The organism is Streptomyces rimosus (assembly GCF_008704655.1).
Taxonomy (GTDB): Bacteria; Actinomycetota; Actinomycetes; order Streptomycetales; family Streptomycetaceae; genus Streptomyces; species Streptomyces rimosus.
Genome location: NZ_CP023688.1, coordinates 8,653,495 through 8,673,292, shown reverse-complemented (window position 1 = coordinate 8,673,292; position 19,798 = coordinate 8,653,495). Strand labels below are relative to the sequence as shown.

The following is a 19,798-nucleotide window of genomic DNA, read 5'->3' as shown; positions in this document are numbered from 1 at the left end:
AAGGCTGGTGCTGCATGGCGACAACCGTCACAAGCGCGGACGGCGACGGCGGCGAGGCCGAGCGCCCGGGCAGAGCCGAAGGCCGCGGCCGTGCGGCGGGCGGACGGAGCGTACGTACGGCCGGGGACCGCGCCCGCCCCGCCGCGCGCCGGACCCGCTACCGCTGCCGGCAGACCGCCGTCGCCTACCTCTTCCTCGCCCCCAGCCTCGCCTTCTTCGCGGTCTTCCTCCTGCTGCCGCTGCTGTTCGCGGTGCTGCTGTCGCTGTCCCGCTGGGCCGGCTTCGACCTGGCCGACATACGGCCGGCGGGGGTGGACAACTTCGCCGCCCTCTTCGCCCGCGGCTCGTCCTTCCTGACGCCGGTCCTGACCAACACCCTGCTGTACGCGCTGGGCACCGTGGCCCTGGCGCTGACCGGCGCCGTACTGGTCGCGCACTGCATCACCCACCTGCGCTTCCAGGGGTTCTGGCGCACGCTGTACTTCCTGCCGATCGTGACGACCGTGGTCGCGGTCGGCAATGTGTGGAAATACATGTACGAGCCGGGCGGCCTGGTCAACGGCGTGCTCAACGCGCTCGGGCTGCGCTCCGTGGCCTTCCTCCAAGACCCGGCGACGGCGCTCCCGTCGGTCGTGGTGGTCCAGGCGTGGGCCTCCCTCGGTTCCGCGATCCTGATCCTCACGGCGGGCCTGAAGGCCATCCCGCACGTCTACTACGAGGCGGCGGAGCTGGACGGCGCCGGGCCGTTCACCGTCTTCACGCGCATCACGCTGCCGCTGCTGCGGCCGTCCCTGCTGTTCGTGTGCGTGACCCAGTTCATCACCGGCCTCCAGTCGTTCGCGCTGATCATCGTCATGACCGGTGAGGGCGGTCCGGGCGACGCGACGAACGTGGCGGCGCTGGAGATGTACCAGCGGGCGTTCACGTACGGGGACTGGGGCTCGGCGAGCGCGGCGGCCCTCGTGCTGTTCGTCCTCATCCTGGTGATCACTTTGGCGCAGTTGTGGCTGTTCCGGCGCAAGGGAGCGGACGGATGAGGCGGCGCGGGCGGGTTCCCTGGCTGTCGTACCTGCTGGTGGGGCTGGGCGCGGTGGTGACGGTGGTGCCGTTCCTGGACATGCTGCTGACCTCGTTCAAGGGGCCGGGCGAGTACGGCAGGCTGCCCTACCGCTTCCTCCCCGAGGCGTTCGACCTGTCCAACTACCGGGAGGCGTTCGTCCGGCTCGACCTGCCGCTGCTGTTCCGCAACAGCGTCGTCGCCACCGCGGTGATCACCGGTTCGGTGCTGCTGACGTCCTCGCTGGCGGGCTACGCCCTGGCCAAGCTGCGCTTCCCGGGCCGCGATGTGATCTTCCGGCTGGTGCTCGCGACGATGATGTTCCCGCCGTTCGTCTTCTTCATCCCGCACTTCCTGATCCTGGTGCACTGGCCGCTGGCGGGCGGCAACGGCCTGCTCGGCGAGGGCGGGGCCGGGCTGACGGTCAGCCTCGCCGCCCTGGTCATGCCGTTCCTGGTGTCCGGCTTCGGGATCTTCTTGATGCGGCAGTTCATCGTGTCCGTGCCGGACGAGATGCTGGAGGCGGCGCGCATCGACGGCGCCGGGGAGTTCACCGTGTGGTGGCGCATCGTCGTACCGCAGACCCGGCCGGTGGCGGTGACGCTCGCGCTGCTCACGTTCGTGGGCGCCTGGAACGAGTACATCTGGGCGCTGCTGGTCTCCACCGCGAACCCCCGGCTGATGACGCTTCCCGTGGGCATCCAGACGCTGCAGAGCTACCTCGACCCGAACCGCATGGTGCCGGTCATGATGGCCGGGCTCATGCTGAGCGTGCTGCCGGTGCTGCTGCTGTTCCTGCTGCTCCAGAAGCACTACATCCGGGGTGTCATGCTCAGCGGCCTCAAGTAGGGCCGCCGGGACGCTCAGGCAGCGGTGCCGTCGCGCTGTTCCGCGAAGGTGATCCGCGCCTTGACGTCGGGCACGGCGACGCCCGGCAGCAGGTACCGCCACAGGGTGATCACCCGCTGGTGCAGGTCGGCCCGGCCGGTGGAGATCTGCGACAGGAGCTGCGTACCGGAGTACGAGCTGACCAGCATCCAGGCCAGGTCGTCCACGTCCACCTCCGGCTGCAGCTCCCCCTTGTCCCGCGCGGCCCGCAGCTGCCCGGCGAACTCCTGCACCCAGTACTGGTACGGAGCGTCGTCCTGCACCCCGAACTCGCCCTGCTCGATCGCCAGCCGTACGCCGGCCCGCAGCGCCGGGTTGGTCTGCAGCTCACCGGCGAGGTACAGCGTGATGTCGACCAGCCGCTGGAGGCCGTCCTCGCCGGGCGGCAGCTCCAGCCCGTTGCCCTGCTCGACCATGACGGCGTGCGCCAGGGCCTCCTTGGACGCGAAGTGGAAGTACATCCCGCCCTGGGTGACCCCGGCCCGCTTCATGATCTTGCTGACGCTCGCGCCACTGAACCCGAACTCGTCGAACACTTCGGAAGCCGCCCGGAGAATTGCCTCCCGCGTCTTGACCGCCCGCTCCTGCACTGACCGCACCATTTCCCTCGGCAAACACGTGAATGGTACGAAGAAAACGCGTCCCCTGCCGACCCGGTACCGACGCCACCCGTGATCTGGATCACGTCAACGGATCTCCCGGGGCTCTCCGGGCGGACGGCCGGGCCCGGTCAGGCGCCCACGGACAGCGCCTCCCCCTCCGTCATGGCCGGCAGCTCCTCGAACGTGGTGGGGAACATCGTGTGCGGCAGCCCGGCACCGGCCCACACCCGGTCGTACCCGGCCGGCGCGGTGTCCACCAAGGTCCGCAGCGGCGCGGGATGCCCGACAGGAGCCACCCCGCCCACCACCTGCCCCGTGGCCTCGAAGACGAGGCTGTTGGCGATGGTGCCGACCGGACAGCCCAGCAGTTCCTCGGCGGCCACCGCGGCGGGCGCCGGCGCGGCCCCCTGGCGGGGGCGGCCCGTACCGGGGGCTCAGTCGCCGAGGCGCCCGCACAGGTGCTCCAGCGCGAAGGCGCCGGCCCGGTGCTGGGTCAGGCGTTCCGCCTCCAGCTGCCGCAGCAGGCCGTCGAGCAGGCGGGCGTCCTGCGGGTCCTGGAGGAATTCCAATACGGCCCGCTGGAACGCGCCGCGCAAGGTCGACGGCATCGCGTCGGAGGCGTCGAAGCACACCTTGTCCGCGGCCCGGAAGAGTTTCTGCACCGCCGCGGTGCTCGCCGAGAGCTGACCGCTGCCCGTACTGCCGTCGGAGAAGAAGGGCCGCTCCCCCGGGCGCGCCAGCCGGGCCCACTCGCCGCGGGCCGGTTGCGAGGTCAGCGCCGCCAGCAGTTCCCAGGCCGCGGCGCTGGGGCGGAAGACGGCCGCCATGTCTCCGGAGACCTCGAAGGCGCGGCGGTCGGCCGGGAGGCCGGGGACGAAGGTGTGGGTGGGCGCGGGCAGCACATCGTCGGCGTAGTGGCGGCGGATGAAGGAGCCCTGGTGCTCCAGGGTGCATCGGCCGGAGTTCAGCAGGCCGTACCGGCCGTCGCCCAGATACTCGAATCCGGTGGAGATCGCGTTCTCGGCGGCCTTCGGGCCGTCCTTCGCGAGCAGGTCCCGCCACGCCTGCCACGCCCGCCGCACCGGTGTGCTGGTCCACGGCAGGTCGCCGGTGGCCCACGCGTCGTACACCGTCGGGCCGTACTTCTGGAGCAGCAGGTCCTCGACCCAGTCCGTGCCCGGCCAGCCGGATGTCGCGCCGGAGGCCATGCCCAGGCACCAGCGGGGGTGCGCGGCCGTCCGGCGGTCGCCGGGCCGACTCCACACGATGCTCTTGAGGTCCACCCGCACCGGCACCCAGTAGGAGTGCTGGCGCCACTCGCCCTGCTGGTTCTTCAGGGTGATCCGCTGGGCCCACGGGCCGAGCGCCAATCCCGCCACATCCTCCGCGAGGGGCTTGGCGGAGCCTTCACGCGCGTACTCGGACAGTTCGCCCAGTCCGTTGAGGATCGCGACGTCGGGCGGCGAGTCCGTGCGCAGCTGGGTCGCCAGGGTCTCCGTGAGGGAGCGGGTGCCCTCGTAGACGTACGTATGGCCCGTGCGCTTGCCGATCTCCTTCAGCGTCTCGACGAACGGCCGCTCCTCCTCGTCCGTCCACGGCCCCAGGACCACCACCGTCCGGTCCTCCTCGGACGAGCAGCCGGCCGGCAGCAGGGCGGCCGTGACCAGCAGGCAGCAGGCCAGGGCGGGGCGGAGCATCCGGCGCGGGCTTCTCATGCGGACCTCCAGTCGATCTTCCAGTGTTCGCGGCCGTACTGACGGAGCGTCAGGCCGCACCCCACGGCGCCCGCCGCGCCCACGACCAGGGCCAGCACCGATGCCAGCACCCACGCGCCCGGGTGGGTGCCGCGCAGCCGCCCCGCGAGGTCGGCGTCCACCTTCTCGATCGCGGCGTCGGGACCGTCCGCCCCTTCGGTCCGCTCCGGTCCGGCCGCGCGCGGCACGGATATCCGTCCGAGCCGGGCGGTGGAGCGTTCCACGTCCTGCTGGGCGCCGTGCTGCACGGTGACCCCGGACCACAGCACGCCGAACACCAGCAGGACGGGCAGTGCGTACAGGGCCAGCAGGGGGCTGCGGACGCGCAGGCGGGCGCGGACGTAGTCGAGCAGGCCGACGAAGACGAACGCGAGGACCAGGGCGGCCAGCAGCGCCGCCGAGGCGGTGACGGCGAACATGGCGCGCCAGCCCGACAGATCGGCGACGGCGGCGCGGAGGTCGGTCTCCAGGACGCCGATGCGGTTCAGGACGGCGGTGGAGCCGGTGCGCAGCAGGGTCGTCGCGTACTCCATGCCGGCCCTGCGCAGCGGCCGGCTGTCGTGGTGGCTGTCGGCCCACTTGATCCAGTCGTCGTAGGCGACGACCAGGCCGGAGACCACCCGGACCTCCTGCTCCTGCGCCTTGCTCAGCGCCCCGGTCTGCACGGCGTTGTTGAGGCTCTGGGACGCCGCGGTGACCAGGGACGGATAGCGCTCGCCGAGCCCGACGAGGTCGGTCTGCGGCAGGGGTTCGCCGTCGTCCGCGCCGAGCCGGCGTTCGGCCTCGGCCTGGGCGAGGGACAACGACACCCGGGTGTGGGCCAGTTCGACGAGGGCCGGGGCGTAACGGCCGCGCAGGTCCTCCGTACGTCCGTGGACGTCGAAGTACGCGGTGCCGGCGAGGGCGAGGACGGTGAAGGTGAGGGCGGGCAGCATCAGCATCCGGCTGAACAGGAACCTGCCGGTGTGCTTGCGTCCGCGCACCGGGTCGCGCCCCGAGGACCAGCACCACAGCGCGCGGAGCGGCCGCCTGCGGGCCGGGGGGTCCACGGGCGGCGCGCCGCGTCCCGGTGATCCGCTGCCGTGGCCGCTCATCGGGCCCCCTCGCTCGCGGTGTCGTCGTACGGGGGAAGGGCCTCACCGGACCGTCCGTACCGGCTCGCGCGGCGGAACCAGCGGGGGCGCTGGTCGCCGCGGCGGTGCCGGAAGCCGATGGGGCGGGTGCGGTAGGCGTTGTCGAGCAGGGCCTCGGCCAGGGCCCGGTCCCGGGCGCGGGCGGCGGGCGGCAGCTGTTCGAAGAGCCGCAGATAGCCGGCCGCCAGCTCCTCGCGCAGCGCGTGCTCCGTACGCGGGACGGTGATCTTCTCGGCCTGGATGTCGGGTTCCGCGCAGAGCGCGCCCAGCGGACCGGGCTCCGCCGCGGGCGCGGTGGTGACGAGCAGGAGCAGCAGTTCCAGGAGGTCGACGCGGAGCCGGTCCTGGGCGTGCCGGTCGGTCAGCCCCTCCCTCAGGGTGAGCCGGTGCAGCGCGAGCCAGGCCAGCCGGGCGGCGGACACGGTGGGCGGACCGCCGTCGGCGGGCGGGGCCGCGAGGATGCGGACCATGGCCGTCCGGGCGGCGGTGCGGTGCCGCGAGTCGGCGGGGACGGCTTCGAGGCAGTCCAGGGCGAGCTGCGGCTTGGCGTCGGCGAGGTGGATGCGGGCCAGGCCGAAGGCGGCGCTGCCGAGCGCGTGGTTGCGGTGCCAGACCGCCCCGTACAGGGCCACGGCCTCCTTCGGGGCGCGCAGGACCTCGTGGCAGTAGCCGAGGGCCAGCTTCGGCGCGTACTCCCCCGGGATCGCCTCGTAGACCCGGTCGAAGCACTCCAGCGCCGCCGGCACCCGGTCGTCCACGAGGTGCAGCAGCCCTTCGTGCCAGTGCAGGCGCCAGTCGTACGCGGCGAGTTCGCCGACGGCGGTGCGGGCGCGGGCCAGCTCGGCCCCGGCGGCGATCCGCTCCCCCGCGGCCGCCTCCGGGTGGTCGCGGGCGATCTCCAGGTGGAGCCGGCAGTGCAGCAGCGCCTTCTCGGGGGACTCCTTCCACGCGTCGCTGAGCTGGAGCAGGCCGACCGGGTCGTCGTAGGAGGTGCGGTGCAGTTCCGTCCAGTTTCCGTCGGCGATGTCCGGTTTGGGGACCGGCAGGCCGAGGGCGACCTCGGCGGGCGTGGGCGGCCGGGCCGTCAGCCCGCGCTTGACGTTGCTGCCGTCCCGCCACTGGCCGAGCGGCGGTGCCTTGCCCAGCTCGCCGTCGAGGGCGGCGGGCGCTGCGGCGAAGAGCGAGGAGGGCTCGAAGGCGGCCTCCTCGCCGAGCCGCAGCGAGCGCAGCTCCCGCAGCACACCGCGCAGCTGTACGGACATCTCGCGGGCGTCGGCGAAGCGCTCCTCCGGGCGCGGGGCGGTGGCCCGCGCCAGTACCCGTTCCAGGGAGCGCGTGCCGAGGCCCGGGGGAGCTTCGGGGACCCGGGCGACCAGCTCCCCGAGCACGGCGCCGACCGCGTACAGGTCGGCCGCGACGGTCATGGCGGTGGAGCTGTGCAGTTCGGGCGCCGGGTAGGTGACGGGGCCCGAGGTGCCGATGGGGCGCACACCGGCCACGTCGATGAGCTTGATGCCGGCGCCGCAGTGGATGATGTTGGTGAGGGAGAGGTCGCCGTAGACGAGGCCGCGCTCGTCGTGGAGGTAGGTCAGCGCGTCCAGGATGAGCAGTCCGTAGACCGCGATGAATTCGTGCACCCGGTGGTCGTGGAAGGGCTCGGCGCGCCGCGCGATCCGGTCGGCGACCCAGCGCAGCGGCGCGCCGTCGGCGAACTCCATCACGATGAAGCTGAGGTTGCCGTCCGCGGGGCCGGGCTGCCGGGCGTAGTTGAACACCTTGATGATCGACGGGTGGTTGAGGCCGACCAGCCGCAGGCGCTCCCGGCCCGCCTCCTCCACGGCCCGCGCGTCGTCCGGATCGTGTACGCCCTTCAGGGCCACCGGCCGCTCGGCGAGCATCCGGTCGCGGGCGAGGTACACCTGTCCGTAGCTGCCCTGGCCGAGGCGGCCGACGACGCGGTACTGCTGGTGCAGCTCCTGGCCGCGGACGAGGCCGGGCCGCCGTGCGGGGAGCAGCAGCGGTACGGGGCCGTCCGCCGCGCACGGCGCGGGGGCCGGGTCGGGCTCCGGCTCGACGAGGGAGTCCGGGTTGCCGACGGTGACGTGCGGGAGGTCGGTCAGGCCGTCGCCGGGCGGGAGGACGACGTAACCGCGTGGGGCGCGCGGCAGGTCGAGGCGCTGGAGGGCGTCCTCGACGGCGATGCCGATCCGGAACAGCCGGTACGCGGCGTCCGCGCTGTTCTTCAGGGTGCCGCCCTGGCGCAGCTCCGCCAGCTTCGCGGCGAGCTGCCGGTGCGTCGGTGCGTATCCGTCGGCGTCCTCCGGCCCGGCGCGGGTGCCCCGCAGCCGGCGGTACTGCTCCTCCAGGCCGGACAGGACGGTCAGCCGGGCGGCGACGGCCGCTTCGTGGCGGCTGGCCCAGCGGTCGTCGAGGAGTTCGCGGACGACGCGGGCGAGCAGCGGTGCGCGCGGGTCGCGGAAGACGAGCAGGAGGCGGCTGTGTCCCGGGGTGAGCAGCGCGCGCAGCAGCACCAGGACCGGCTCGTCGGCCGAGGCGAGCCGGTCGACGGAGAGGAAGGCGGCGGACAGCGGCGGGGCCTGCTCGGCGATCTGCCGTGTGATCTCGACCGTGTCGCCGGCCGGTGCCTTGGAGGTGGTCAGGCCGGCCCGGACCGCGATGCGCCGGACCAGTTGGCCGGCCGTCCAGCCCGTCGCGTCCAGGGCGATGTCGATCGAGCCGGCCCGCGGCTCGGTGGCCCCGCCACGCCGCAGCGGCCACGGATTGCGCTCCCGGTCGGCCAGGATCAGCGCGGAGTGCAGCGCGGTCCGGGCGTCGTGCTCGTCGTCGGCGACGAAGGCCAGCTCGACGGTCTCGGCCGGGCTGTCCGGACGGTGGCGCCCCGGGGTGCCGCGGACGCCGTCGGACCGCACCGGCGAGCCGCGGCGCGGTACCGCGCCGCTGCCCGTGCCCGCGGTCCGGCCCGCGCTGCCCTCTCCGGCCGTGCCCCGGCCGGTGACCGTACCCCGGCCGGTGACCGTCACTCGGCCGGTGGCCGGTCCGGTGTCGCCGAGCCAGCGGGCGAGCCAGCGGCGCAGCCCGAGCGCCCGGTCGGAGCCGGCCGCGCCGGGGACGAGCCGGATGGAGCCCGCGACGGCCCGCGCGCCGGTGACCCGCAGCCGCAGCTTCTCGTCGGCCAGGTGGGCCAGGATGGTCTCGGTCGGGATCATGTAGGCGTGGCTGGAGGGGACCGGGAAGCGCTCGGTGCCGTGCTGGTGGACGAGGATGCCGATGACGCCGCCCGTACGGCCGTGCACCACGCCGCTGCCGCTGAAGCCGTGCCGGACCACATAGGGCGCCGACTCCGGGTCGAGCTGGACCCACTCGGGTTCGTGGCCGGGGCCGCCGCGGCCCATGAGCCGCGCGGTGATGTGCTCGCCGCCGGGCAGGTCCTGCGGATAGCCGACGGTGTGCACCCGTTCGTCGCGCGCCGGGACCTGCCGGTGCAGCACGGCGGGCTCCACCGGCGGCTCCTCGGCCAGCCGCAGCAGCGCGATGTCGGCGCTGAACCGGGAGGTGGGCGGCCTCAGATGCCGGGTGAGCACCTCGGCCGCCAGGGGGCGGGGCACCGCGTCCGGGGCGCCGGGGAATTCGGCGTACACCTTCTCCAGGGGCAGCGGCGGGGCGGGCGGACGGCCGTCCGTGGCGGGGGCGCGTCTGGCGAGGACGACGTGGGCGCAGGTGAGGACCAGGGCGCCGGGCAGCAGCACGCCCGCGCCGAGCGGTGTGGCACCCCGGCGCTCCCCCTGGAACAACCGGACCCGCCAGCATCCGTCGCCTGAGGAGTAGTTGGAAGTTCCCCCGAGCTCCCTCATACTCCTGACGATAGCCGCGGGGAGTGACAACCGTCCCCCGCCGCGTGACGGGAGGTCCGTGATGGGCGCGAACGGCGGGCGGGGCGGGGCCGACGGCGCGGAGACCGCGGGCCTGTCGGACGTGATCGGCCGCATCCGCGAGGAGCTGGAGACGGCGCAGCGCGAAGGCGAACAGAGCCGGCTCCGGTTCCTGGTGGAACGCGTCAACGTGGAGTTCGCCGTCCAGGTCCGCCGTGAGGGCTCGGGCCGCGGCGGCCTGCGGATCGGCGTGGTCACCGCGGAGGCCGGCGGCACGCTCGCGCGGGACAGCACCCACCGCATCGAGATCGAGCTCAAACCGCACGACCGGGACGCCCCTCCGGAGGGGCCGGGCATCAGCGTGGGCGGGCCTTCTTAGCGGCGGTACGGCGGTTCGGCGGCGGTACGACGGTGTGCGCAGCGGCCTTGCGGAAGCGTGCACGGTGATCTTGCGGGGCCGTCCGCGGTGCCCCCGCGAGGCCCCGCGGTCACCCGTACGGACGAGGGCCCGGAAGTGCCCGGGCCGGGCGGTGGAGCAGGACGTCAGCGGCGGTTCTCCGGGGCCGCGGCCCACTTCGCCGGCCGGGTCCCGGGGTGCGGGCGGGGCGGTGGCGGGTGAGAGTCGTGTCAACAACCCCGCTCCATAAGGAGAGATCATGCGTCGCATCGCGATAGCCGCCGTCGGCGTCCTCGCCGCCGGATTCGTCGCCGCCGCTCCCGCGGCCGCCGCCCCCGCGGGCGGCGGTGGCAAGCACCTCCACCACCACACCGCCAGCCACTGGCAGGCCGCCCACAAGGAGGTCGTGAACGCCGGCGGGCCGGACGGTGCCACCGTCGGTGAGGCCAGCGCCGCCTCGCACACGAAGGTCAGCGAGCTCGACAAGCACAAGTACTACTTCCACCACTGGGCGCGCTGACCACACGCCGCCCGGTTCCACCACGCACACCCGGCCGTATCGGCCCGCAGCCCTTCGCCCGTTCCCCGGTGCGAAGGGCTGCGCCGTGCGGCCGTGCGGGCGTCCGCGCTCACCAGGCGACCGGCAGGGATTCCACTCCGTACGCGGCGTTCAGTGGTGTGAAGCGCAGCTCCTCGACGGGGACGCGCAAGCGCAGACCCGGCAGCCGCCGCAGGACACGGGGCACGCAGACCCGCAGTTCCATCCGGGCCAGTTCGGCGCCCAGGCAGTGGTGCGCGCCGTGGCCGAGGGCGAGGTGGGGCGTCGGCTCACGGGTGACGTCGAGGCGGTCGAGGCCGTCGGCCAGCGCCGGATCGCGGTTGGCGGACGGCAGATGGCACAGCACGTACTCGCCCGCCGCGATGTCCTGGTCCGCGATCGTGACGTCCTCCTTCGCCTGGAAGACCTTGCCGAAGGTCACCACCGACAGGTGGCGGATCAGTTCCTCGGCCATCCGGTCGGGCCGGGCGCGCCCGTCGCGCACCAGCTCCGCCTGTACGGGGTCGAGGATCAGGGCGAGCAGGGACAGGCCCAGGGTGCCGGCGATCGTCGCGTATCCGGCCAGCAGCAACTGGCAGGCGATTCCGGCGAGTTCGTCGTCGCTCAGCTCGGCGCCGTGCGCGGCGACCAGGTGGCCCAGGACGTTGTCGCCGGGTGTGGCGCGTGCGGTTTCCACCAGTTCCCGCAGGTACGCGTCGAGCCGGCGGAACGCTCCCGCCTGCGCCTCGTGGATGGGGTGGAAGTCGTGCAGGAGCGCCAGGTCGTGGTGGAGGCGCCCGGCGTCCTGGAGGGGCACGCCCAGCAGTTCCAGGAACAGCAGCCGGGGCACCGGCAGCACGAAGTCGGCGATCAGGTCGGCGGGCGGCCCGGCCCGCTCGATGGCGTCGAGGTGCCGGTCGGCCAGGGTTTCCGCGCGCGGCTCCAGGACGCGGGCACGCTGGGCGCTGAACTCCGGGGTGAGCATCCGGCGGATGCGGCCGTGCTCCTCGGGCTCGTACGTGTAGAAGACGCCGGGCCGCGGCGGCGGAAAGCCTTCGGGCGGTTCCGGGGGCGGCACCGGGCCGTTCACGGCGGCCCGGGAGCTGAAGCGCCGCTGGTCGGCGATGACGCGGCGGGCGTCGGCGTAGCGCGTGACCATCCAGGCGCGGGCCCCGGTCGGCAAGGTGGTGCGGACCACGGGCCGCTCGGCGCGCAGCCGGGCGAAGTCCTCCGCCGGGTCGAAGGGGCAGGCGCCGGAGCGGCGTACGAACAGCGGTACGGCGGAGGCGGTGGCCGGGCCGGTCGCGGTGCTTCCGGCGGCGCCGTTCGCACCGCCCCGACAGGCGTCCATGACATCGGCCACCAGCCCGGCCTCCTCGGTGGCCAGGTAGAAGTGGTTGCCGGGCAGCGTACGGAGCCGGAAGGCGGCGCCGGTCATCGCGCGCCAGGACCACATGTCGTCCTCGCTCGCCCTGGGGTCGTCCGCGCCACGGTAGGCGACGATCGGCGCGGTGATCCGCGGGGTGCGTACGGGCCGGTAGGCGCGGAGCAGCGCGTGGTCGGCGCGGAGCACCGGCATGACCAGGTCCAGCAGCTGGGGCGAGCCGCGCAGCGCCGGGTCGGCGGCCATCGCCAGCTCGGCGATCTCCCGGTCGTCCGCCGCGGTGTCCGGCGGCGGCCCGGCCACGCACAGATACGGGGCGCCGTGCCCGGACACCAGCAGGGCCACCGGTGCGGTGCCGTCGCGTTCGGCGAGCCGCACGGCCACCTCATACGCGACGACCGCGCCCATGCTGTGCCCGAAGAGCGCCAGCGGGCGGTCGAGCAGCCCGCGCAGCGCCGCGTGCGCCTGGTCGGCGAGGTCGTCCATGGAGGTGAGCGGCGGCTCGGCGATCCGGTTCTGCCGCCCCGGATAGCAGACCGCGCCGACCTCGGTACCGGCCGGTACCCGGTCCTGCCACCCGTGGAAGAAGGTCGCGGCGCCCCCGGCGTGCGGGAAGCAGATCAGCCGCAGCGCGGGGTCCGACAGCACCCGGCGGCGCAGCAGCCACCGGGAGGCGTCGGTGCGGCCCGCTGCGGGTTCGCGGGCGGATACGCCGGTCATACGGGGTCCTTCCGCTCGGGGGCGGGGCCTTCGGTTCCGGGTACGGCCGCACCGCGCGCCGCCTCCAGTTCCGCGGCCAGGAGCGAGACGGTCGGCGCGAGGAACACCGTTTTGACGGACAGGTCCACGCCGAAGCTGTCCTGGCAGCGCTGGACGACCTGGAGGGCGGCCAGGGAGTGCCCGCCGAGGGCGAAGAAGTCGTCGTGCAGGCCGATGCCTTCCTCGTTGCCGAGCACGTCCTGCCAGATGCGCAGGACTTCGCGTTCGAGGGGGCTCCATGTGGTGGTGGCGGGGCCGGCGAGCGAGGTCTCCAGCGCCTCGTCGGGCTGCTCACCGCCATCGGCCTGCGGCTCGGCGCCGCCGTCCCGCCCAGCGTCATCCCTTCCGGGCGGGCCGGTGACCGTATCCGGCGGCAGTACGGAAACGACCACCTGCCCGAGCGACAGCGCACCGAGGCACCGCTCGAACGCGGCCAGCGCATCGGCCGGTTCCAGCCCGCCCAACGGTGCCCCGCTCCTTAGCGCGCGCTGCCGCCGCTCGCCTTCCCGCCCCATGCCGACGCCGTTCCAGCGGTCCCAGTTCACGGCGAGAACCGCTGGGCCCTCGATACGGGCCGCGGCGTGCGCGTACGTGTCCAGGAAAGCGTTGGCCGCGCCGTAGCAGGACAGGCCGGGGGCCTGCGAGAACGCCGCCAGGGAGGAGAAGAGCAGCACGAAGTCCGGCCGGGCGCCGGTCTCGCGGAGGGCGTCGGCGAGGGTGACGGTGCCGGTGGTCTTGGCCGCCAGCGCCTCCGCCACCGTGTCCGGGGTCAGCAGCTGGGCCAGGCCGCCCGCCGGCACACCGGCCGCGTGGACGACGCCGTCCAGGCCGCCGAAGCGCCGCAGCGCCTCGCGCAGCACATCGCGGGTCCGCGCGGCGTCGGTGATGTCGGCGCTGACGGCGAGGAGTTCGCCGGGCAGCTCCGACAGTTCGTCCGCCGTGGCGCGCACCGCGTCCGGGTCGCGGCCGAGGAGGACGACGCGGGCGTGGTGGTCGCGGAGCAGGTGCCCGGCGAGCAGCCGTCCGATGCCGCCCGTACCGCCGGTGATCAGATAGCACCCGCCGTCCCGGAGAGCCGTTCCGTTGGCCACGGGTGGCGTACGGAGCGGCTCGAACCGGCGCAGCCAGCGGCGGCCGGCACGCAGCCCGACCGGTCCGGATTCCGCCGGTCGGGTGAATTCGCGCAGGAGGTCGCGGGCCAGATCGCGAGCCGCGGGTCCGCCGTCGGCCGCCGCGCCCCGCCCGTCGATGTCCACCACCCGTACGGTCGCGGCATCACCCAGTTCCGCGCGCAGCGCGCCCGCCGCGCCGACCGTGAGCGCTGCCCAGGGGTCAAGGTCCTCGCTGCCGGTGATCTCCAGCGCCCCTCGGGTGACCAGGCACAGTTCGGTGCCGTCCGCCGGTGTCGCGAGCGCGCGGGCCAGTCCGGCGAGGTCGCTCAGCGGCGGGCAGGTGGCGTGGGACGGCGCCCCGTTCCAGGTGCTGACGATCCGCAGCGGGAGGCCGGGGCCTCCCCCGGCGGTCTCGATGGCTTTGGCGTACTGGTCGGGTGCGCACGGGTCGAGGGCGACGGTCCGTTCGCCGTCCAGGTCGTGACCGTGCCGCGCGACGCCGCTGTCCGGCAGGACGGTGGTCAACGAAGCGCCCTGATCGGCGAGTTGGCGGCGCAGCGCGTCGGCGGTCGGGGTGCCGTCGTGGAGGAGCACCCAGCGGTGGCCGGTGACTTCCGTACCCGTACGGACCGGTTCCGGTGCGAGGTCGCGCTGCCAGGCGATCCCGTACCAGGGCCCGGCTGCCTGGTCCAGTGTCGGAGCAACAGCCGCCGCCGGTCGGTGCCGCGTGGGCGCGAAGGGGTACGCCGCCGCGGGCACCCGCGGGCCGGGCGTCGGCCACAGCGCGGCCAGATCGACGTCGATGCCCGCTTCCCAGGTGCGGGCGAGCGCGGTCAGCAGCACCTCGCGGTCGTCGCGTCCCTCCAGCGGGTGCCGCATGGCGGGCACGCCGCGGTCGAGGCCCTGCGTACGGGCGAGCGTGGTCAGGGTGGTGCCGGGACCCGCTTCGAGGAGGACGCGCGGGTCGTGGTCGCGCAGGCAGGCGAGCCCGAGGTCGAAGCGGACGGTCTCCCGGAGGTGACCGACCCAGTACTCGGGGTCGGTGAAGTCGGCGTCGGCGGTGCCGGTGACGTTGGAGATCAGCGGTACGGTCGGCCGGTCCAGGGCGATGCCGCGCACCACGTCGCGGAAGGCGCCGAGCACCGGCTCGACGAGCGCGGAGTGCGCGGCGGTGGCCAGTTGCAGGACGTTGCAGGCGATGCCCTGCGCGGTCAGGCGGCGGCGCGCCGTCTCGATGCGGGGCGCGGGCCCGGACAGGACACAGGCGTCGGGGCCGTTGACCACCGCGAGGCAGACGCCGTCGCCGCGGAAGGCTTCGAGGTCGCGGGCGTCGGCGCGGACGACCAGCATGGCCCCGTTGTCGATGCCGGACAGCAGCCGGCCCCTGCTGCTGACGAGGGTGAGCGCGTCCGGCAGGGACAGCACGCCCGCGAGGTGGGCGGCGGCGTACTCGCCGAGGCTGTGGCCCATCAGGACGGTGGGCGTCACGCCGAAGGAGCCGAGCAGCCGGGCCACGGCGATCTCGGTGATGAAGACGGCGGGCATCGCCACGCGCGGATCGTTGTCGGCGTCCGGCGGGGTGTCCGCCGCGGACTCCGTGCCGGGCCCGGCGGGCCACCAGGCGCGCAGGCGCCGGGCCGCCTCCCGGTCGGGCAGCAGCCGCAGGCAGGTGTCCACGGCCTCCCGGAACACCGGTTCGTCGCGGTACAGCCCGCATCCCATCCCCGGGTACTGCGAACCGCCGCCCGGGAAGACGAACGCCACCTCGCCCGCGCGCCCTTCGCGCGGCAGCGCCGCTTCCGTACGGAAGGCGGATTCCGTGAGCGCGTGGGCGCGGTCGCGCAGGACCACGGCGCGGCGCAGCGGCAGCCGGCGCCGCCCGACGGCCAGGGTGCGGGCGTAGTCGGCGAACTCCTCGTCGCGCAGGCCGCGCAGCGTACGGGGGTGCGCGGCGGCCATCGCGTCGAGCCCCCGCTCGTCGCGCGCCGACCAGGCCAGCAGCTGCCAGGGCCGGGCGGGCGCGGGCGGCCGGGCCGGGGGCGGTTCCTGGAGGATGACGTGGGCGTTCGTGCCGCCGACTCCGAAGGCGCTGACCGCGGCGCGGCGGGGCGCCGACGTACGCGGCCAGTCCTCCGCCGTCACGGCGGGCACGAACGGGCCGGTGGCGAAGTCGATGTCGGGGTTGGGGTGGAACGGGGCGTTCGGGCTGGGCGGGATGCGGCCGTGGCGGACCATGAGGGCGGCCTTGATGAACCCGGCCACCCCGGCGGCGGCGTCGGCGTGTCCGATGTTGGCCTTCACCGAGCCCAGCCGGCAGGTGCCGCGGCCGGTGGCGCCGGCCGCGCGGTAGGCGCGGGTCAGGGCGGTGACCTCGATGGCGTCACCCAGCGCGGTGGCCGTGCCGTGCGCCTCGACGTATCCGATGCTGTCCGGGTGGACGGCGGCGTCCCGCAGTGCCGCTTCGATGACGGCCTGCTGCCCGGGGACGCCGGGCGCGGCGTAACTCAGTTTGTCGTTGCCGTCGTTGTTGACGGCGCTGCCCTTGATCACGGCGTAGATGCGGTCGCCGTCGGCGCGGGCGTCGGCGAGGGGGCGCAGGGCCACGATGCCCAGCCCGTCGCCGGAGACGAAGCCCGAGGCGTCCCGGTCGAAGCAGCGGACGTATCCGTCGGCCGACCAGACGCCGCCCGCGCGGCGCAGATAGCCCTGACGGCGCCACGGCGACCAGGACACGCCCCCGGCCAGCGCCAGGTCGCAGTCGCCCGCCGCCAGCGCCCGGCAGGCGACGTGGACGGCGACCAGCGAGGTGGAGCAGGCCGCCTGCACGGCGAACGCGGGCCCGGTCAGGCCCAGTTTGTAGGCGGCGCGGGTCGGCAGGAAGTCCTTGTCGTCCGCGGCCATCAGCAGGTCCGCCGAGGTGCCGAGGAAGACGGAGCTGTCCGGGGTGCGGTGGGTGCCGACGGTCTGGCCCGCGTAGACGCCGACGCGTCCGGGGAACCGTTCGGGGTCGTGGCCGGTGTCGTCGAGGGCGTGCCAGGCGGCTTCCAGGAACATCCGCTGCTGGGGGTCCATGACGGCGGTCTCGCGCGCGGAGTAGCCGAAGAACGCGGAGTCGAACCGGTCGGCGTCCCAGAGGATGCCCGCGGCGGGCACCAGCGCGGGGTCGGCCAGGCGCGCGGGCCCGGCGCCCGCCTCGGCCAGCTGCTCGGGGGTCAGTTCCCCGATGCCGCGCCGCCCTTCGGTGATCATGCTCCAGAACTCGTCCGGGCCGGTGGCGCCGGGGAAGCGGCAGGCGATGCCGACGACCGCGACATCGGTCTCCCGCCGGGCGGGGCCGGGCCCGGGCGCGGGGTCCGGTACGGCCTGCGGGTCACGGTCGGACGAGGCTGCGGGCCCGCTGCCGGACGGCGTCACGGGCCCGCCGTCCCCGCCCGCCGGCTCGCTGCGCGCTGCGGTCACTTGAATCCGCCTTTCACCGTGCGTACGGCCGGTAGAGGATGCCCGGGAGCGCGCGCGGCGCCGGGCGGTGCGGTGCCCGCGCCCCGGGCGCCGTTGCGCGTACGGTCGAGGAGCGCGGCCAGTCGCCGCACCGTGCGGGCGTCCATCAGGTCGGCAGCGGCCAGCCGGGTGCCCCAGCGCGCGGTGACGGCCGCCTGGATGCGGATCATGTCGAGCGAGGTGGCGCCGAGGTCGGCGAAGTCGTCGTCGGGGGCCACCTCGGCCAGGCCCAGCACGGTGGCCACCAGCTCCGCCACGTCCCGTTCCCGCCCGGGGCCGGTGGTGTCGCGCCTGGTCTGCGGGGTGCACCGCCGTACCGCGGGCGGCGCCAGGGCCGTACGGTCGATCTTGCCGTGCGCGGTGAGCGGCAGCCGGTCCACGAGGACGAAGGACGACGGCACCAGGTGGGCGGGCAGCAGCGCGGCCAGGTGCCGGCGCAGCGCGGCGCCGGTGACCGTGGTGCCGGGGGCGGCTTGCACGTACGCGGTGAGCCGGTCGGTGCCGCCGACGGGCGGCGGGCCGTCCGGTCCCGGCGGCGGTACGGAGCCGTCGGGCGCGCCGCGCGTCGCGGTCACGGCGGCCGCGGTGACGTCCGGGTGGCGCAGCAGGGCCGCCTCCACCTCGCCGGGCTCGATGCGGTAGCCGCGGACGTTGAGCTGCGCGTCGATCCGCCCGAGGAACAGGTAGGAGCCGTCCGGGAGGCGGCGGGCCAGGTCGCCGGTGCGGTAGAGCAGGCGGCCGGGACGGTCCGCCGCGAAGCGGTCGGGGACGAAGTGGCGCCGGGTTTCCGCCGGGCGGTCGAGGTAGCCGAGTCCGACGCCGGGGCCGCCGATGTGGACCTCGCCGGGTTCCCCGTCCGGTACGGGGGTTCCCCGCTCGTCCAGGAGGTGTACGGAGACGCCGGGCAGCGGGTGCCCGATGCCCGGGGTGCCCTGTCCGGGGCGGCAGCGGCCCATGGTGGCGCAGACGCCCGCCTCGGTCGGCCCGTACGCGTTGAACAGGCGCACCCGGCCGCCCCAGCGCCGTACCAGGTACTCGGGCAGCGGCTCACCGCCGGAGGTCAGGGTGGTGACGGGGATGGGCTCCTCCTCCGGCAGCGTCGCCACCAGCGAGGCGGCGCCGGAGAGGTGACTGATGTGCAACTCACGTAATATCCGGCTGAGTTCGGGCCCGTGCAGGGGCACGTCGGCGCGCGGGACGACGAGGGTGCCGCCGCTGAGCAGGCTCATGGCCAGCTCCCAGATCCACACGTCGAAGGTGAACGGCGCGAACTGCAGCACCCGCGCGCCGTCCAGGTCGCCGTAGACGTGCTGGAGCCCGCACGCGAGGTTGACCACCGCACGGTGCGGTATCCGTACGCCCTTGGGCGCGCCGGACGAACCCGAGGTGTGCAGGACGTAGGCGAGGTCTTCGGGACCGGCGGCGTGGCCGGGCTGGGCGGTCGGCGCGGGTGGGCGTGCGGGCGCCCGTAGTGTGCGGTCCGTCAGGCGTACGCAGGTCACGGCGTCCCCGGCGGAGCCGGACAGCACGTCGGGGTCCGGCTCCCGGTCGGTGAGCACCGTCCGTACCCCGGCCTCCCGGAGCACCGCCCGGTTGCGTGCGGCCGGGTACGAGGCCGGCAGCGGCACATAGGCGCCGCCCGCCGTCCAGAGCGCCAGCACCGCCACGGGCAGCAGCGGCGAGCGCTCCATCGTGACGCCGACGGTGTCGCCCGGCCGCACTCCGGCCAGGGCCAGTTCGGCGGCCAGGGCGCGGGCCCGGCCGTCCAGTTCGGCGTAGGTCAGCCGGCCGCCGGGGTACTCCAGCGCGGCGCGCCCGGGCACCGATCGCGCCCGCTGCCGGAAGAGCGCGACCGCGCCCTCCCCCGCCCGGCCGCCGCCCGTCACGCGCCCTCCATCGGGCGTGGGGCGGCGCCCCGGCGGGCACGGAACTGTTCGGTGAGGATGGCGATGTGCTCGCGCCGGTGGCCCTGGTCCAGCGCGGTGCGCACCCGGTCGCGCAGGGCCTTGAGGTACGAGGCGTCGATCCCGGCGCTCTCGGCCGCTCCGGTGAGGTTCTCCAGGACGTCGATGTGGGTGGTCAGCGGGGCCTGCTCGAAGTGGTAGTCGCCGCGTTCGATCAGGTCGAGGCCGACCCGTACGGTGTTCTCGAAGCCCGGGTCGTACAGCGGCACCGAGTCGGCGAACGCGCCGAGAGGCACCCCGATGTGCTCGGCGATCGCCGCGCACTCAAGGAAGCCGCTGACGAACGCGTAGTAGAAGGCGCTGGCCACGACGTGGTACGCCTTCGCGTAGCGCGGTTCGGCGTGCAGGTGCACCTGGTGGCCGGACATCGCCTTGGTCACCGGGCCCAGCTCGGCGAAGTCCTCCGGCGCCCCGCCGTAGACGGTGAAGCAGGCGTCGGTGCCGATGGCGTCCGGGTAGTTGAGGATGGCCGCCTCCATGTAGCGGCCCCCGGCGCCGGTCACCCGGTCCTGGAGCGGCCCGACGCTCTCCGGCACGCCGCTGGAGTGCTGGACGACCAGCCGCCCGGTCAGGTCGGCGCCGGATTCCTCCAGCACCTGGTGGGTGACCGGGTAGTTGAGCAGACACAGCAGGGTGGTCCGGGACGCGCCGATCGCCCCGGCCGCGGTGGGGTGGACCCGGATCCGCGGGCTCTCGGCCGCCACGTCCCGGGCGCGCCGCTCGGTGCGGTTCCACACCGCCACCTCCAGGCCGGCCGCGGCGCAGGCCCGGATCACACCCGAGCCGATCACACCGGTGCCGATCACGGTCACGTCCGCCATG

The 19,798-nt window shown here is 74.6% G+C and carries 13 protein-coding genes; 4 read left to right on the top strand and 9 right to left on the bottom strand.

The window, feature by feature from the left end:
* The first annotated feature begins 14 nt into the window (after positions 1–14).
* Together CP984_RS37955 and CP984_RS37950 are read left to right on the top strand one after the other, a co-directional pair.
* Positions 15–1,037, top strand: a complete 1,023-nt coding sequence (locus CP984_RS37955; protein ID WP_003986962.1) for a carbohydrate ABC transporter permease — start codon at positions 15–17, stop codon at positions 1,035–1,037.
* A complete protein-coding gene (locus CP984_RS37950; protein ID WP_003986961.1) occupies positions 1,034–1,906 on the top strand; it encodes a carbohydrate ABC transporter permease in 873 nt (290 codons plus the stop codon). The genes CP984_RS37955 and CP984_RS37950 overlap by 4 nt, the downstream gene beginning before the upstream one ends.
* Positions 1,907–1,920: 14 nt before the next feature.
* On the opposite strand, the gene CP984_RS37945 is transcribed toward CP984_RS37950, so the two are convergent.
* The 5 genes from CP984_RS37945 to CP984_RS37925 form a co-directional block, all read right to left on the bottom strand.
* Positions 1,921–2,547 (bottom strand): ScbR family autoregulator-binding transcription factor, encoded by a 627-nt coding sequence (locus CP984_RS37945; protein WP_030179206.1) that lies wholly within the window; start codon positions 2,545–2,547, stop codon positions 1,921–1,923.
* 128 nt (positions 2,548–2,675) lie between these two features.
* The gene (locus CP984_RS37940) at positions 2,676–2,930 is read right to left on the bottom strand and encodes a YbaK/EbsC family protein (RefSeq protein ID WP_003986959.1); all 255 of its coding nucleotides are present in this window, start codon (positions 2,928–2,930) and stop codon (positions 2,676–2,678) included.
* A 51-nt stretch (positions 2,931–2,981) separates the two neighbouring features.
* Entirely contained in the window at positions 2,982–4,262 is a 1,281-nt protein-coding gene (locus CP984_RS37935; RefSeq protein ID WP_030179200.1) for a hypothetical protein, read from the bottom strand.
* Positions 4,259–5,395: a hypothetical protein gene (locus tag CP984_RS37930; RefSeq protein ID WP_094777485.1), complete on the bottom strand. Its 1,137-nt coding sequence runs from the start codon at positions 5,393–5,395 to the stop codon at positions 4,259–4,261. Before CP984_RS37930 ends, CP984_RS37935 begins: the two co-directional genes overlap by 4 nt.
* Complete coding sequence (locus CP984_RS37925; RefSeq protein WP_050504540.1) at positions 5,392–9,306, bottom strand: tetratricopeptide repeat protein; 3,915 nt, start codon at positions 9,304–9,306, stop codon at positions 5,392–5,394. The genes CP984_RS37930 and CP984_RS37925 overlap by 4 nt, the downstream gene beginning before the upstream one ends.
* Before the next feature lie 61 nt (positions 9,307–9,367).
* Between CP984_RS37925 and CP984_RS37920 the strand changes: the two genes are divergently transcribed.
* On the top strand, positions 9,368–9,703 hold the full coding sequence (locus tag CP984_RS37920) for a trypco2 family protein (protein WP_003983469.1): 336 nt from the start codon (positions 9,368–9,370) through the stop codon (positions 9,701–9,703).
* Positions 9,704–9,980: 277 nt separating this feature from the next.
* Complete coding sequence (locus CP984_RS37915; protein ID WP_003983468.1) at positions 9,981–10,241, top strand: hypothetical protein; 261 nt, start codon at positions 9,981–9,983, stop codon at positions 10,239–10,241.
* Positions 10,242–10,350: 109 nt separating this feature from the next.
* Here CP984_RS37915 and CP984_RS37910 read toward each other — a convergent pair whose 3' ends face one another.
* Genes CP984_RS37910 through CP984_RS37895 form a run of 4 tightly spaced genes read right to left on the bottom strand, consistent with a single transcriptional unit; the run spans position 10,351 to position 19,797 of the window.
* Positions 10,351–12,363, bottom strand: coding sequence for a cytochrome P450 (locus CP984_RS37910; RefSeq protein ID WP_003983467.1), 2,013 nt, complete (start codon positions 12,361–12,363; stop codon positions 10,351–10,353).
* Positions 12,360–16,973 carry a type I polyketide synthase gene (locus tag CP984_RS37905; RefSeq protein WP_003983466.1) on the bottom strand — a complete coding sequence of 1,538 codons (4,614 nt, stop codon included), beginning with the start codon at positions 16,971–16,973 and terminating at the stop codon, positions 12,360–12,362. Before CP984_RS37905 ends, CP984_RS37910 begins: the two co-directional genes overlap by 4 nt.
* A complete protein-coding gene (locus tag CP984_RS37900) occupies positions 16,970–18,898 on the bottom strand; it encodes a non-ribosomal peptide synthetase (RefSeq protein ID WP_003983465.1) in 1,929 nt (642 codons plus the stop codon). Before CP984_RS37900 ends, CP984_RS37905 begins: the two co-directional genes overlap by 4 nt.
* A complete protein-coding gene (locus tag CP984_RS37895) occupies positions 18,895–19,797 on the bottom strand; it encodes an NAD(P)-binding domain-containing protein (protein WP_003983464.1) in 903 nt (300 codons plus the stop codon). Before CP984_RS37895 ends, CP984_RS37900 begins: the two co-directional genes overlap by 4 nt.
* Between the last annotated feature and the right edge of the window lies 1 nt (position 19,798).